Annotated in this window: 15 protein-coding genes; 3 read left to right on the top strand and 12 right to left on the bottom strand. The window is 45.6% G+C overall.

The window, feature by feature from the left end:
- Nucleotides 1–51 precede the first annotated feature (51 nt).
- Nucleotides 52–1,266, bottom strand: a complete 1,215-nt coding sequence (gene pcaF / locus KFF44_RS01500) for a 3-oxoadipyl-CoA thiolase (RefSeq protein ID WP_255936467.1) — start codon at nucleotides 1,264–1,266, stop codon at nucleotides 52–54.
- Between the two features lie 142 nt (nucleotides 1,267–1,408).
- Between pcaF and KFF44_RS01495 the strand changes: the two genes are divergently transcribed.
- Nucleotides 1,409–2,140: a Crp/Fnr family transcriptional regulator gene (locus KFF44_RS01495; protein ID WP_255936465.1), complete on the top strand. Its 732-nt coding sequence runs from the start codon at nucleotides 1,409–1,411 to the stop codon at nucleotides 2,138–2,140.
- 15 nt (nucleotides 2,141–2,155) lie between these two features.
- On the opposite strand, the gene ccoS is transcribed toward KFF44_RS01495, so the two are convergent.
- The 10 genes from ccoS to KFF44_RS01445 form a co-directional block, all read right to left on the bottom strand.
- Nucleotides 2,156–2,299 (bottom strand): cbb3-type cytochrome oxidase assembly protein CcoS, encoded by a 144-nt coding sequence (gene ccoS / locus KFF44_RS01490; protein WP_255936464.1) that lies wholly within the window; start codon nucleotides 2,297–2,299, stop codon nucleotides 2,156–2,158.
- Nucleotides 2,300–2,301: 2 nt separating this feature from the next.
- Nucleotides 2,302–4,638 (bottom strand): heavy metal translocating P-type ATPase, encoded by a 2,337-nt coding sequence (locus KFF44_RS01485; protein WP_255936463.1) that lies wholly within the window; start codon nucleotides 4,636–4,638, stop codon nucleotides 2,302–2,304.
- Nucleotides 4,587–5,090 (bottom strand): FixH family protein, encoded by a 504-nt coding sequence (locus tag KFF44_RS01480; protein ID WP_255936462.1) that lies wholly within the window; start codon nucleotides 5,088–5,090, stop codon nucleotides 4,587–4,589. Before KFF44_RS01480 ends, KFF44_RS01485 begins: the two co-directional genes overlap by 52 nt.
- Nucleotides 5,087–6,517 carry a cytochrome c oxidase accessory protein CcoG gene (gene ccoG, locus KFF44_RS01475; RefSeq protein ID WP_255936461.1) on the bottom strand — a complete coding sequence of 477 codons (1,431 nt, stop codon included), beginning with the start codon at nucleotides 6,515–6,517 and terminating at the stop codon, nucleotides 5,087–5,089. The genes KFF44_RS01480 and ccoG overlap by 4 nt, the downstream gene beginning before the upstream one ends.
- A gap of 18 nt (nucleotides 6,518–6,535) precedes the next feature.
- Complete coding sequence (ccoP, locus tag KFF44_RS01470; RefSeq protein ID WP_255936460.1) at nucleotides 6,536–7,408, bottom strand: cytochrome-c oxidase, cbb3-type subunit III; 873 nt, start codon at nucleotides 7,406–7,408, stop codon at nucleotides 6,536–6,538.
- Nucleotides 7,405–7,557, bottom strand: a complete 153-nt coding sequence (locus KFF44_RS01465; RefSeq protein ID WP_255936459.1) for a cbb3-type cytochrome c oxidase subunit 3 — start codon at nucleotides 7,555–7,557, stop codon at nucleotides 7,405–7,407. The genes ccoP and KFF44_RS01465 overlap by 4 nt, the downstream gene beginning before the upstream one ends.
- Nucleotides 7,550–8,296 (bottom strand): cytochrome-c oxidase, cbb3-type subunit II, encoded by a 747-nt coding sequence (gene ccoO / locus KFF44_RS01460; RefSeq protein ID WP_255936458.1) that lies wholly within the window; start codon nucleotides 8,294–8,296, stop codon nucleotides 7,550–7,552. The genes KFF44_RS01465 and ccoO overlap by 8 nt, the downstream gene beginning before the upstream one ends.
- Entirely contained in the window at nucleotides 8,289–9,743 is a 1,455-nt protein-coding gene (ccoN, locus tag KFF44_RS01455) for a cytochrome-c oxidase, cbb3-type subunit I (protein WP_255936457.1), read from the bottom strand. Before ccoN ends, ccoO begins: the two co-directional genes overlap by 8 nt.
- Nucleotides 9,740–10,462 carry a sulfite exporter TauE/SafE family protein gene (locus KFF44_RS01450; protein WP_255936456.1) on the bottom strand — a complete coding sequence of 241 codons (723 nt, stop codon included), beginning with the start codon at nucleotides 10,460–10,462 and terminating at the stop codon, nucleotides 9,740–9,742. The genes ccoN and KFF44_RS01450 overlap by 4 nt, the downstream gene beginning before the upstream one ends.
- Before the next feature lie 172 nt (nucleotides 10,463–10,634).
- Nucleotides 10,635–11,414, bottom strand: coding sequence for a glutaminyl-peptide cyclotransferase (locus tag KFF44_RS01445; protein ID WP_255936455.1), 780 nt, complete (start codon nucleotides 11,412–11,414; stop codon nucleotides 10,635–10,637).
- Nucleotides 11,415–11,714: 300 nt separating this feature from the next.
- On the opposite strand from KFF44_RS01445, the gene KFF44_RS01440 reads away from it, so the two are divergent.
- Both KFF44_RS01440 and KFF44_RS01435 read left to right on the top strand, forming a co-directional pair.
- Nucleotides 11,715–12,449 carry a ParA family protein gene (locus KFF44_RS01440; protein ID WP_255936454.1) on the top strand — a complete coding sequence of 245 codons (735 nt, stop codon included), beginning with the start codon at nucleotides 11,715–11,717 and terminating at the stop codon, nucleotides 12,447–12,449.
- A 25-nt stretch (nucleotides 12,450–12,474) separates the two neighbouring features.
- Nucleotides 12,475–12,942, top strand: coding sequence for a hypothetical protein (locus KFF44_RS01435; RefSeq protein WP_255936452.1), 468 nt, complete (start codon nucleotides 12,475–12,477; stop codon nucleotides 12,940–12,942).
- A 33-nt stretch (nucleotides 12,943–12,975) separates the two neighbouring features.
- On the opposite strand, the gene KFF44_RS01430 is transcribed toward KFF44_RS01435, so the two are convergent.
- Complete coding sequence (locus KFF44_RS01430) at nucleotides 12,976–13,959, bottom strand: tetratricopeptide repeat protein (protein WP_255936451.1); 984 nt, start codon at nucleotides 13,957–13,959, stop codon at nucleotides 12,976–12,978.
- Nucleotides 13,960–14,001: the final 42 nt, after the last annotated feature.

The following is a 14,001-nucleotide window of genomic DNA, read 5'->3' as shown; positions in this document are numbered from 1 at the left end:
ATATCTTTGAATAACCTGACCTAAAGGCAGGTATTCCTAGCCTCGTTCACATTAGACCCGCTCTATTACCATGGCGATACCCTGACCAACGCCGATACACATCGTACATAGTGCATATTGTTGTTGGCGATTTTGTAATTCACGTGCAGCCGTTAAGACAAGCCGTGCTCCGCTCATACCAAGAGGGTGACCAAGCGCAATGGCGCCGCCGTTGGGATTAACGTGTTCCGCGTCATCCGGAAGACCCAATTCACGCATGACAGCAAGCCCCTGTGCTGCAAACGCTTCATTCAATTCAACCACTGCAATATCTTCAATCGATAGCTCGGTACGTTCCAAAAGCTTCTGTGTGGCGGGCACAGGGCCGATGCCCATCACGCGCGGTTCAACACCAGCCACGGCAGTGCCAACTACACGCGCAAGCGGCTTCATATCATAGTGTTTAACAGCATCAGAAGACGCAACAATCATGGCACAGGCACCATCATTAATGCCTGAAGCATTGCCCGCCGTTACAGTTCCACCACTTCTGAAGGGTGTGGGAAGGGCCGCCATTTTCTCTAGTGTAGAGCCAGCCCTTGGATGTTCATCCTTTTCAAACATACGTGTTTCCTTACGGCTAACGCGTACTTCAACGGGTGCAATCTCTCCATCAAAGAAACCTTTTTTCTGAGCTTTTGCAGCACGTTCCTGGCTTCTGAGTGCAAATTTATCCTGATCTTCTCTTGAGATATTATAGTCTTGTGCAACATTTTCTGCGGTTTCAGGCATACTCTCGACACCGTATTGTGCGTCTAAAAGTTTATTCACAAACCGCCAACCCATTGTTGTGTCATACATATTTACATCACGTGCAAAGGCTGTTGTACCCTTACCGACAACAAAAGGTGCTCGGGACATACTTTCCGAACCCCCTGCAACTACGAGATCGTGTTCGCCAGACCTGATCGACCTTGCGGCGATCGAAACCGCATCCATTCCCGACCCGCACAAACGATTAATCGTACAACCAGGAACCGAAGTATCCATCCCGGCCAAAAGCGATGCCATCCTCGCAACATTGCGGTTGTCTTCACCTGATTGATTAGCAGCACCCATGATCACATCATCAACCCGCGACCAATCAATGTTGGGGTTTCGCTCCATTAGCGCCCTTAACGGGATAGCCGCAAGATCATCCGCCCGAATTCCCGAAAGGCTTCCCCCATATCGGCCAATAGGTGTCCGTATACCATCGCAAATAAAGGCTTCATTGGTTGATGTCATACTCTCAATCCTCTCGGGTTTTCGCCGCGATCGTCATTGCGGTCATATGTCTCTTGGCAAGATACATTCGAATTTGTTACAATAGCCAAATATTATTGTATGGAAACATATCTTTTACAGTTTGAATTTGGGGTCAAAATTCATGCAACTTCAATCACTAACCGCTGATATTCGTAACACCCTAAGCACCCATGTGCTCTTTAAGGATTTAAGCGAAGAAACTTTTAAGAAGCTTTGGGTTGCGTGTGTTGGTATCAAAGCGAAAAAAGGGGAAACCCTCTTTTTACACGGTGAAGAAGCTGAGAATTTTTACTTTATTCTGGACGGGTGGGTGCGCCTGAGCCGAATAACGGAAGACGGCGATGAAGCAACACTTGACATGGTTAGTGTTGGTCGCACTTTTGGTGATGTTGCGGGCCTTCAGCAGGAAACCTATAGCTATTCCGCTACAACAACCACTGAGACCAAAATGGTCCGGCTGCCCAATGATATGTGGGTCGATATTATTCAAAACGATCATAAAACGGCTTTGAATGTTATTCTTTCAATGTCGAACAAATACAAGCAACAGCTGACGGAAAAAGAGCATATTAATTTTCAAACCGCGTCGCAGCGTATTGGATGTTTTATGCTGAAATTATGCGATCAGGACGCGAATGACGAACAAGATATATTCCTGCCCTATGATAAATCACTGATTGCTTCAAACCTGAGCATGAAGGGAGAAACATTTTCCCGTGCTTTAAAAACACTTAAAAATGAAACGGGTATTTCTGTTTCTGGCAAGACTGTATCAATCCCGAGTGTCGAAGCTTTGTCCACATATACTTGTAACGCTTGCGCTGGTGAATTTCCCTGCGGCGATCACGCCTAAGGTAAAGAAACGCCTCTATTCGTCATCGTCCAGCAATATACGGTGTGCTGCGCCGTCTAAATCTTCGTACTGACCGTTTTTCATGCTCCAAAGGAATGCCCCAAGGCCTAAACCGCCAAGGCCAAGTGCGAGTGGAATTAAATATACCAAAGCATCCATAATTATTTTCCTTTATAAGCGCGCATCAAATTAAGCCTGAAGGCATTAAAGATCACTACCAATGATGACCCTGACATCGCAATAGCAGCAACCAGCGGAGTTACATACCCAAGAATTGCAAGCGGGATGGCCACCAAATTATACAGCACCGCCAACCCAAAGTTTTGATGAACCAGTTTTGTCGAAAATTTTGCTACCCTAATTGCTTCAATTATCGGGGCCAATTCATTCCCTTGAAAGACAATATCAGCCGTGTTTTGGCTAATATCTACAGCGCTCGATGGTGATAATGATACATCAGCGCTCGCAAGTGCTGGCGCGTCATTAAGCCCATCACCAATCATGGCAACTTTTAAGCCAGCATCCTTTAGCTTTTGTATATACTGTGTTTTCTCTATCGGCGACACCTGACCATAGGCTGTGTCAATTCCAAGTTCAGTTGCCATTTTTGCGGCAATACCCTCACGGTCGCCAGAAACCAGATGTGTAGCAATACCAAGTTTATGGATCGTCTCTACAACATCCTTGGCGTCAGCGCGCGGTTGATCCTCAAAGATGAACCGCACGGGTGATTTACCTTCCTCTGTAAACCATAACTCCAAACCGTAAACATTAGTTTCACTATACGAAACATCAGGGGCACACCAACTTTGCTTGCCTAGACGAACCGTTTGACCTTCATAGCTATATTCTAATCCTTTGCCCGGAATTTCTCTTACCTCACCTTTCAGGTCAAGAAGCGCACCGTCATATGATCTCAAGAGCGCGCGGGAGAGCGGGTGCTTACTGGCAGCCGCAATGGAGGCTGCTAACCGATGCGTTTCATTTTCATGAAACTTAGACGTCAGCTCTGGATGGCCAAGTGTTAGTGTCCCGGTTTTATCAAACACAATGGCATCAATATTTGCCAAACGCTCCAGGGCATCACCAGATTTCAATAGAATACCTTTGCGCATCAAACGTCCGCTTGCCAAAACCTGCACAACAGGTACAGCAAGCCCAAGCGCACACGGGCAAGTAATGATCAAAACGGTTACCGCATGTAAAAGCGCAACCTGCCACTCACTTCCCGCCAAAAGCCACCAACCGATAAATGTCAAAAGACCGAAGGTGTGAACAACTGGCGTATACAAACTGGCAGCACGGTCCGCGAGCCGCACATATTTCGCTGATCCCTGCTCCGCTACCTCCATCATTTTAACAATTTCACTTAACAGGCTTTTGTCATTGGCCTTTGTGACCGCAATTTCGATAGGAGCGTCAATATTTACAGTCCCCGCAAATACTCGTGCATCGACATTCACGGTTTCAGGGACCGTTTCCCCTGTGATCAGCGACATATCAATTTGACTGATACCGTTAACAACAGTGCCATCAGCGGGAATATTTTCGCCTGCTGAAACAAGAATATTCATACCTGCCTGCAAGTCCCTAAGGGGAACATCACGGAAATTACCATCGCGCTCTTTCACGAGCGCTGTCCCGGATAACCGTGACAACAGTTTGGATGCAGACTGACGGGCTTTTCCTTTCGCGCGAATATCCAGATACCGGCCAATCAAAAGGAAAAACAACAGCATTGCAGCAGAATCGAAATATACATGATCGCCGCTGCGCAGGGTTTCAGAAATGCTCATCACAGACGCCAGGATAACCGCAAGCGATATAGGAACATCCATATTGGTGTGGCCAGCGCGGATCACCTTTGCCGCGGATTTAAAAAATGGCATCCCTGAATAGATAACAGCAGGAAGGGCAATCGTCGCCGATATCCAGTGAAGAAAGTCCTTGGTTGCTGCCCCCATAATCTCTGTCGTACTGGTCCACAGGCCAACAGATAAAAGCATAAGGTTGCCAGCGGCAAACCCCGCAATGGCAATGGCTTTCAGCAATCTTTTTTCTGAATTATCATTATGCTGCGTTTGTTCTTGTGCCAAGGGCTTCAAATTATAGCCAAGGTCAATGACCTTTTGGGCATATTTATCAGCTAAGGCAATTTCACCAGCCCATTCAAATTTCAGGCGTTCCGTCGTCATATTGACCCGCGCCATGCTAACGGCATCTTCTTCCATTAACGCATTTTCAATAAGCCGGATACACGACGCGCAGTGAACACCCTCTACATTTAACTCGAGAGTATTATTGTCGTCATGAGCAACAGCAAACGGTGAGAAAATGGCAGGTTTTTCCGATACATCATTCGCCTTCAAAACCGCGAATGCACTTTCACAGCCGCTACAACAAAAATCGCCGCCTTCAATTTTGGTCCCGCAATGCTTACAGGCTTTTAAGCCGCTATAACGATGCGCTTGCTGGTTTGATATTGTATCTGTTGCCATTCTACCTGCATCCTAACATCCCACTGGCCTATGATACCTGATGGGAGTTCCGCTTCATACACACCATTGCCCATTTCTTTCAGACTAAGGCTAAAGTCTTCGCCTGAACGTGTTGGATTGACAAATTCTGCTGTTACAGACGCACCATTTAACGCGTTTTCACTGTCGCGAAGACTAAAGGTGATTACATCCTTTTTGACTGTGATCTCATTCAGCCATCCCAATTGTTCCTGCGCTTTGGCCGCCGCTATGGTTTCATTGTAACGAAGTCCCTCAGCATAGGCATGGTCAGTAACCACACCACTATGGGTACTAGAGGCAATGTAGATAAAAATTACATTTACAATCGCAAGAAAAACAAAGAAAGCGACAAAATACCACGGTATCCACTTGTCTGAGGGACGTGGCCCTGAAGAAGGGTTTTTATCATTCATATGCATTGAAACTGTCATTGTCTGTCACTCACAAAAGTGCTTTCATACGTTGCTCCGATTATGTCACCGTTGTCCCGATCACCAACTTCTGTTGCAGTGAAAATAATATTCTCACGGTTTTTCAGTTGCTTTGGAGCTGTTACAAAAACCCGGAAATGCCCGATACTGTCTGCAAAAACATTCAGCCCTTCAGGGTTTAAGTCACCCGTGCCTTGTACACGTAGTGAGAGCCCTTCAATACCTTCTGCCTGAAGTTTAAAGGTCATATCTTCATGAGTTTTATTCAGGATTTTAATATCATATCCGTTGCGAATTTCACCACTTGCCAATTTTACAAATAGTGGATTGCGGTCATGCAGTACGTGTAATTCGCTTTCAGTTCTGTGGGTCAAACCATAAATGATCGCGCCGAAGACCAAGCTCAGGACCACACCGTAATAGAATGTGCGCGGACGGAGTAACGTGACACGTTCAGCCCATCCTTTGAGACGGTTTTCTTTGTTTTCAGTTGTATCGTAACGAATCAACCCTTTTGGGAGGTCGATTTTCTCCATAATGTCATCACAGGCATCCACACATAATCCGCATGCGATACATTCCATTTGAAGGCCATCACGGATATCAATACCCATCGGGCACACCTGAACACATGCCGTGCAATCAATACAATGGCCACGACCTTCCCAGCTTTCGCCCTTTTTATGCTTGCCTCGGCTTTCGCCGCGGACATCATCATAGCTGATGATAAGTGTGCTTTTATCAAACATCGCAGATTGAAAGCGTGCGTAGGGGCACATATAGGTGCAAACTTGCTCACGCGCAAAACCTGCCATTATATATGTTGAGAAAGTAAGCGCGATGATCCAGACCATAACTGCCATCGGAACATCAAAATGCATAATCTGTTCGATTAAGGTAGGGGCATCATTGAAATAGAAAACCCATGCACCGCCTGTAAACAGGCCAATAATGATCCAGATCGCATGCGTAAGACCGAGCTTCCAAAGTTTTTCAAAAGACCAAGGCGCTTTATATAGTTTCGCCCGTTTTGCCCGGTCACCCTGAATAATGCGCTCGACCCAGACAAATAAGTCTGTCCAAACCGTTTGCGGGCAACCGTAACCGCACCAAACACGACCAAATAGTGACGTCACCATAAACAGCCCGATCGCGGCTGCGATCAATATGCCCGTAATATAATAAATCTCTTGGGGCCAAATTTCGATAAAGAAGAAATAAGCCCTCTGCGCTGACATATCGATCAAGATTGCCTGATCAGGGGCATGCTCCCCCCGATCCCAGCGCAGGAAAGGAGCCAGATAATAGATCCCCAAAAGGATAATCATGGCAATCCATTTCATCTGGCGGTATTTCCCCCAAACGCGCTTAGGGAAAATGCGTTCTTTCTTTTCAAAAAGTTTTAAAGGTACCGCATTATCAGCCATGATTATCCTCGTTATTTCCTACTCACCACCACCTAGCGAATGAACATAAATCGCTAGTTGACGCATTGTACTTGGGCTCAGACGATGCTCCCATGCAGGCATAATACCATGCTTGGGATTTTTAATCTGGCGCACAATTGCCGCACGGTCATCAGCATAGAGCCAAATCGCATCAGAGAGATTGGGAGCACCAAATTCACGGTCACCCTGGGTATTATCACCGTGACACGTTGCACAGTTATCCAGATATAATTGACGTCCTTCATCAGGAAGTGACTGCTGTGATGCTTTGGCTACGATAAAGTCAGCAATTGATTCGACTTCATTAGCAGCCAATAATTCAGCAAAGGCCGGCATCTCTGAGAAACGTTCCTGATCATTACCAGAGCGAATGCCGTACTGGATTGTCTGATGGATATCACCAACAGTACCACCCCATAACCATTCATCATCATTAAGGTTAGGATAACCAGGTGCTCCGGCACCGCCTGTACCATGACAAGTCGCGCAGTTATCTTTGAAGGCAGAATTGCCGCCCGCAAGGGCAAAAGCATATAAATCCTCCGACTTCAAAATTTCATCAAAACTCGCCTGATCAAAACGCCCCTGATACTCAGCACGACGAGCAATAATTTCTGACTGGCTCTCATCTAACTGTTTGTACTGCGTCCATTCAGAGGTACCAATCGTGCCGCCACGTTCGTTTGTGTCAGAGAATGTAGGCCACGCTGGATACACAACCCAGTAACCAATCGCCCAAATGACCGTCGCATAGAAGACAATCAACCACCAACGAGGCATAGGTGTATCCAATTCGGTGATACCGTCCCATTCGTGCCCTGTAGTTTCAGTACCAGTTGCTTCATCAATTTTTCTATTTTCTGAGCTCATTTCTCGTCCCCTGTTAGAGGAATATTTTTATAGTCTTCAATCTGTTGCTTGACGGATGGACGAAAAGCCCAAAACGCAATGCAAAGAAAGACTGTGAAGAAGAACATCAAGCCGGTTACTCCGGCATTTGCCGCTAACCAATCAATCATTTGATCCTCCTGTGCTGGATGTTGGGCTTGCAGGCTTGTAGTCCTGTAATTCAGCCATCGTACCCAATACCTGTAGGTAGGCGATCAAAGCATCAAGCTCTGTCGTAACCTGTTGATTATCAAAGTTCCGATAATTGACCTTGCTGTAACGATCCAAAAGACCATCGAGGTTATCGCTGTCTGCCTTAGACTGCGCATATGCGTCATTCACAGCGTTGGCAATCATATCATCAGTGTAGGGCACACCTACCATTCTGAGGACTTTCATGTCTGTGCCAATGTCACTAAGATCCAGAACACGTTCCGCAAGGTGCGGGTATGGAGGCATGATACTCTCAGGTACAAGATTCTGAGGCTTGATCATATGCTCGATATGCCATTCGTCAGAATATTTACCACCAACGCGCGCTAGGTCCGGGCCAGTCCGTTTAGAACCCCACTGGAATGGATGGTCATACATACTTTCCGCCGCAAGCGAATAGTGGCCATAGCGCTCTACTTCATCGCGGAGTGGACGAATTTGCTGGCTATGACAATTATAACAACCCTCACGCAGGTATACATTATAACCAGCCAGCTCAAGAGGTGTGTATGGCCTGATGCCTTTCACCGGTTCGATAGTAGTTTCCACCTTAAAGAGGGGCAAAATCTCTACCAATCCACCGATTGAAATGACAACCACAGTACAGATTAATAAGAAGATAGAGTTTTTCTCAAGTTTTTCATGATGCTTAAGCATGTGCCATCTCCTGAGTATTTGCGGCAGCATCTGCTGGTTCGCCAGCGTGCTCATAGTCGCCCTTGATAGTGCGATAGATGTTGTAGACCATGATCAGTGACCCCAAGAGGAATAACAAACCACCACCCACACGGATAAGATAGAAAGGATGCATAGCCATTACAGTCTCGACAAAACTATGCTCGAGGAAGCCCATGCTATCGTACTTACGCCACATCAACCCTTGGAGAATACCTGATACCCACATTGCTGCGATATAAAGAACGATACCAGTTGTCGCGATCCAAAGGTGTATGTTTACCAGACGCATTGAATACAGCTCTTTGCGTTTCCAGAGCGCTGGAACAAGGTGATAGATGGCACCAAAAGTGATGAAGGCAACCCAACCCAATGCACCAGAGTGAACGTGTCCGATAGTCCAGTCTGTATAGTGACTAAGCGCATTCACAGTCTTGATAGACATTAGCGGACCTTCAAACGTACTCATGCCGTAGAAAGCAAGCGAAATGATCATGAAACGCAGTACAGGGTCTTCGCGAAGTTTATGCCAAGCACCAGACAGTGTCATCATACCGTTAATCATACCACCCCAAGACGGCATCCAAAGCATGATTGAGAAAGTTGCACCAAGTGTTTGTGCCCAATCAGGAAGCGCTGTGTAATGAAGATGGTGTGGGCCAGCCCAGATATAGATGAAGATCAAGGACCAGAAGTGCAAGATTGACAATCTATAACTATAAACCGGGCGCTCTGCACGCTTGGGTACAAAATAGTACATAATACCTAGGAAACCAGCGGTTAGGAAGAAGCCCACCGCATTATGGCCATACCACCACTGAATAAGCGCTGATTGAACACCACCCCATAGTGGATAGCTTTTTGAGCTCAATAGGGAAACTGGGATAGAAACGTTATTCGCTATGTGTAGAACCGCTACCGTTACGATGAATGCAAGGAAGAACCAGTTACCTACATAGATATGCGGTTCCTGGCGATTTTTGAGTGTCATCAGGAAAACAACCAGATAGGCAACCCACACAATAGTCAACCACAGGTCCGCATACCATTCAGGCTCTGCGTATTCTTTACCCTGTGTAACACCAGTTACATAGCCAAGTGCCGCGATTACGATGAAGAACTGGTAGCCCCAAAATGTAAATTTCGATAGGCCATCATTCCATAACCGCGTCCGGCACGTACGCTGCACTGAATAATAACTGGTTGCAAACAGAGCATTACCACCAAAGGCGAAAATCACCGCTGATGTATGCAAAGGCCGCAATCGTCCAAATGTTAAATATTCACCGATATTGAGCGCAGGAAATGCCATCTGGAGTGCAATAAACACCCCAACAGCAAAACCAACAACCCCCCAAAAGACTGTTGCAAGCGTAAACAGCTTAACAATGTCATCATTGTAAATTGGTTTATCCAAAGTATTGGTCATAATGTTAACCCCGAGGTAAGAAGACCATAGCCAGTCACCATCAGAGCCAGGCCACTGAATGCCATGGCCCAGGTGGAGGCTATTTTCGTTTGATTTGGCCAACGCGATTTCATCATCTCCGCGCCAAGACCTATAGAGACAAGAATCGGAACAGTACCGATTCCAAACGCCATCATACCGATGGCTGCGGTCAAAACATCCCCTGTTGCAGCAACCGCCATAACCGCAGCAACAACAAGACCGCAAGGAAGAAAACCAAGCAACACTCCGGTCAGGAACCGCGATGGAGCATGCGTAGTATTCAATAAAACAGGTAAAACTCGGCCTGTTGCTCTTTGAAACAAATTCACATACCCATTGGGCAACTGGAATTTATATCGTTGTTTCAAGGCCGGAATAGCATGAAACAAAAAAATCAGCCCCGCCAAAGCAAGCAGAACAGAAGCAACAAGGCGCTGAATTTCGGTTCCCACAAGAAACTGTGAGAAACCAGCGGCGACAACACCTAACCCCACGTAAGTTACTATTCGTCCCAAATGATAAGGCAATAGGATGGAGTTTTTTGGTTTAGCATCAGGCTTTAATTGAGCAAAGACAAGAGGCCCGCACATGACAGAACAATGTGTTAGGCTTCCAATCAGGCCGCCAAGGAACAAGGAGACAACAATGCTGCCATTATTCTCAAATGCGATCCTACAATGTTGAATGAAAAATTCCACCCGTTAAGCCCTTGCCAATTAAATTTACAAACTTGGGCTAATAGTACGAGGGCTGCGAGGCCAATAATTTGACTTTTGTCAAAAAACTGGTGACTGTGACATCTTGTCATTCAGGATTAAAATGGACAACGCTGTCCAATAAAAATTATTATAAATCAATGCTTTAAAGAAATTATTGCTCAACAATCTGTATTTCAAACAGGGTTGGCCATTTTTTTCCTGTTACAAACAATCTGTTGGTATCTGCGTCATAAGCAATACCGTTGAGAACATTGTTCCGTCTATCAGGCACTGTCCCGTCAGGTAAAATACCCGTCAAATCAAGGATGCCCTTGACCGCTCCGGTTTCAGGATCGATTCTCAAAATAAGGTCACTTTGCCATACATTGGCGAAAATTTCACCGTTTACCCATTCAAGCTCATTGATCTTCTGAACTGGATTCCCTTCAAACGTTACGCTGATCTCTTTGACTTCATTGAATTTTTCCGGGTCTAGATATCTCAATTTATTAGTACCATCAGACATGATCAGGTGTTCACCATTTTGAGTGATGCCCCAACCTTCGCCTCTATAATGAAACTGTCGCTCTACTCGAAAAGTGTTTTTACCAAGAACAAAACCTGTTTGCTTACGCCATGATAAAACAAAGAGCTTATCCTTCCAGTTCACTATGCCCTCACCAAAATAGCGTCGGGAAATATTATACTTCTGCTCGACCTGACCAGTTTCAAGTGCAACCCGGCGAACTGACGATTCGCCGTAAAGGCCTGTAGACTCGTATAAAACGCCGTTTTCGATCAATAATCCCTGAGTAAAGGCATTAGGGTCATGGGGAAAACTATTGATAATTTTATAGCCATACCTGGGAATTTGGTCTTGCGCAGACAAAGTACCTGTAAAATTCAAAAAAACAGCAAGACTGAATACTATACAGGCTACAAACATTCGCATTTTCATGACTTCCCTTACGGCAGTTTTCGACAGATTTATTAGCTTTACTATATATATATTTGAATGCACGTGAATATTAAAGGACATGTAAATGTCAAAAATATGATTACCTGAAATATATACTCTACCTCACCGTAATCCGTTTTATTTTCACGAAAAAAGTGTACTTTTTACAAGGTTAGATAAAATTTTATCTTAGCTTTAAGGTATTTTTTAACCAATCCCCGCATACTGATTTTTGACAGAAGGCCAAAAGTTCAAAAAGAACACCACAATAGTGAGGCCAATGGAGAAAATAAAATGCGTATAATAGCAGTTACATCTCAAAAAGGTGGATCAGGCAAAACCACTCTTTCAGGTCATCTCGCCGTTGCAGCAGAAAGAGCCGGCGTCGGACCTGTAGCCCTTATTGATACGGACCCACAAGGATCACTCGCTGATTGGTGGAATGAACGAGAAAACCCAAACCCCGCTTTTGTTCAAACAACGATTGCGTCACTTGGTGAAGATCTTCAGCATCTGAAAGAGCAAGGGATTCGTCTGGTTGTTATCGACACACCACCTGCTATCACACGTTCAATCCAGGCGGTTGTCAGTAAAGCCGATTTGGTAGTAATCCCAACGAGACCGAGCCCGCATGATCTTCGCGCAGCCGGTGCAACCGTGGACCTTGTGGAGCGCGCTGGCAAACCATTACTGTTTGTCGTGAACGGCGCAACTGCTCGCGCACGTCTCACTGGCGAGGCAGCGATTGCTTTATCACAGCACGGTACTGTTGCCCCGATCGTCATTCATAACCGCCAGGATTTCGCGGCAAGCATGATTGATGGCCGAACCGTTATGGAAGTTGATGGCGGCGGTAAGAGTGCAGAAGAAGTTGAAAAACTATGGGCTTACGTCGAAAGCCGCGTTCGCAGATTGCCTGTTAAAGCAACATTCAAAGCAGCCGCGCTTCCCAAAGCCAATTTTGGACGCCGCATTACCTCGCATGAGATTCATTCAGAGGACAGGGCAGAAACGCATTACGCTGGTTAACAGTTACTGAGTTAGGAATTTTAAAATGGCAATGGCTTCACTTACATCCGGATTATTGGTTCGCAAAGGTCACGCGAAGCCAAGCTCTTTCAAGCCAAGTTCAACCCCATTCAGGTTTGAAAACGACGACGCTGTTGAGTTGCTCGAGGAAACACACCGTCTCGCCGCACAAAATCAAACACCCAAGCGAGCGGAAGAAAAGGCAAACATCGTGTCAGCACCTGTTGAAGTAGTTAAGCAAGAGACAAAGAAAGCAATCAAGAGAAAACCTCAGCCGACTTTCAAAAAATTAACTACAAAAGCTGCTACAACAAACTCTGATGACGTTGCCAGAAAAACGATCCGTATTCGTAAAGACCTCAACACTACATTACGAGTTCTGGCAGCAAGATCAGGTATGTCTCAGAAACAAATTGTTGAAAGTGCCTTAGCAACATATCTGGAAAAGCAGCGCTCTGAGCTGGATTGCATATGCGGGGTGGATGACCTTTAAGCTAGAAGCAATCTAATAATCTGAAAAACCCCGCTATTTTAGTGGGGTTTTTTGTACTATGTCCGCGCTACAATCGTACCCTTTTTTCTTTAGAAACACACACCGTGACACAGCCTGATCCAATGAAGCGATGGGTCCATATGTCACCAGAAACTGACCAGACTGGGTTTGAACCACCTTCTGTTCTAAATCTTCCAAATACGCACCAACATCTTGTTCCAGAAGTGCTTTATAGGAAGGTAGTCGATCATTGCTGTGTGAAAACCCAACATTTATCTGCCATGGCTTATGATCGTCAGCAGGTGCCAAGTCACCGGCAGCAGTCGCGATTGCATCAAAAATCAATTCAATTTCCAAAGGCGTCGCTTCAAATCCTTCTGCACGAAGGTTATCTGCATATAGGCGCGCACGGTGACGGGCTTCGAATGATAAATCTGATGCCATCAAAACTTCACTCGCTTTGGCTTCTCCATGACCGAGCTCGCTGGCACGCCAAATTAATCCATAACCACGTATTGGGTCTGGTCCTAAGCCACCATCACCGTTCCAATAAACCGTACCCAATAGGTATTGAGCTTCTGCATCATCTATGAGCGCTTGGTCCTGCCAAATTTTAATAGCTTCATCTTCCTCGGAGGCGGTTCGGTTTGGTTTAAAAAATAGAAGATTCGCTAAAATCATGCCGGCACGCTTGTGACCAAGTTCATTGGACAAACGATAATACATAGTGGCAACTTCATCTGACTTTTCACCTTGAATTCCAAGACGATGAATTTGCCCAAGATGGAAATATGCTTCCGCGCTACCCGAGTTTCCTAATGCACGGAGGGTTTCAGAACCTTCATTAAAAGACCCTTGCCTGATCATGATCAGCGCATGATTTACATCTGCCGCTTGCACATTCACCTTTGACTGCTGAATTTTGGGCTCAAACGCCAAAAGAGCACTTGAATACGCGGCGGCAAGACAAACCAATCCCGCTATTCCACCTATAGTTTTTTTTATACTAACGTTCATTTTTAAAGCCCCTGAGCGTGACTTTACTCTAAATTTAATAAA

It is taken from the genome of Kordiimonas sp. SCSIO 12610, assembly GCF_024398015.1.
Lineage (GTDB): Bacteria > Pseudomonadota > Alphaproteobacteria > Sphingomonadales > Kordiimonadaceae > CANLMI01.
Note: the sequence above shows the minus strand (reverse complement) of the source record. Positions and strands in the feature narration are given on the sequence as shown.

What these genes read in the sequence shown, in the direction of transcription:
- KFF44_RS01435 (WP_255936452.1), top strand. Translation starts at nt 12,475, where the DNA reads ATGGCAATGGCTTCACTTACATCCGGATTATTGGTTCGCAAAGGTCAC.
- pcaF (WP_255936467.1), bottom strand. Translation starts at nt 1,266, where the DNA reads ATGACATCAACCAATGAAGCCTTTATTTGCGATGGTATACGGACACCT.
- KFF44_RS01480 (WP_255936462.1), bottom strand. Translation starts at nt 5,090, where the DNA reads ATGACAGTTTCAATGCATATGAATGATAAAAACCCTTCTTCAGGGCCA.
- ccoP (WP_255936460.1), bottom strand. Translation starts at nt 7,408, where the DNA reads ATGAGCTCAGAAAATAGAAAAATTGATGAAGCAACTGGTACTGAAACT.
- ccoG (WP_255936461.1), bottom strand. Translation starts at nt 6,517, where the DNA reads ATGGCTGATAATGCGGTACCTTTAAAACTTTTTGAAAAGAAAGAACGC.
- ccoS (WP_255936464.1), bottom strand. Translation starts at nt 2,299, where the DNA reads ATGGATGCTTTGGTATATTTAATTCCACTCGCACTTGGCCTTGGCGGT.
- KFF44_RS01440 (WP_255936454.1), top strand. Translation starts at nt 11,715, where the DNA reads ATGCGTATAATAGCAGTTACATCTCAAAAAGGTGGATCAGGCAAAACC.
- KFF44_RS01465 (WP_255936459.1), bottom strand. Translation starts at nt 7,557, where the DNA reads ATGATTGATTGGTTAGCGGCAAATGCCGGAGTAACCGGCTTGATGTTC.
- KFF44_RS01430 (WP_255936451.1), bottom strand. Translation starts at nt 13,959, where the DNA reads ATGAACGTTAGTATAAAAAAAACTATAGGTGGAATAGCGGGATTGGTT.
- ccoO (WP_255936458.1), bottom strand. Translation starts at nt 8,296, where the DNA reads ATGCTTAAGCATCATGAAAAACTTGAGAAAAACTCTATCTTCTTATTA.
- KFF44_RS01445 (WP_255936455.1), bottom strand. Translation starts at nt 11,414, where the DNA reads ATGCGAATGTTTGTAGCCTGTATAGTATTCAGTCTTGCTGTTTTTTTG.
- KFF44_RS01495 (WP_255936465.1), top strand. Translation starts at nt 1,409, where the DNA reads ATGCAACTTCAATCACTAACCGCTGATATTCGTAACACCCTAAGCACC.
- ccoN (WP_255936457.1), bottom strand. Translation starts at nt 9,743, where the DNA reads ATGACCAATACTTTGGATAAACCAATTTACAATGATGACATTGTTAAG.
- KFF44_RS01485 (WP_255936463.1), bottom strand. Translation starts at nt 4,638, where the DNA reads ATGGCAACAGATACAATATCAAACCAGCAAGCGCATCGTTATAGCGGC.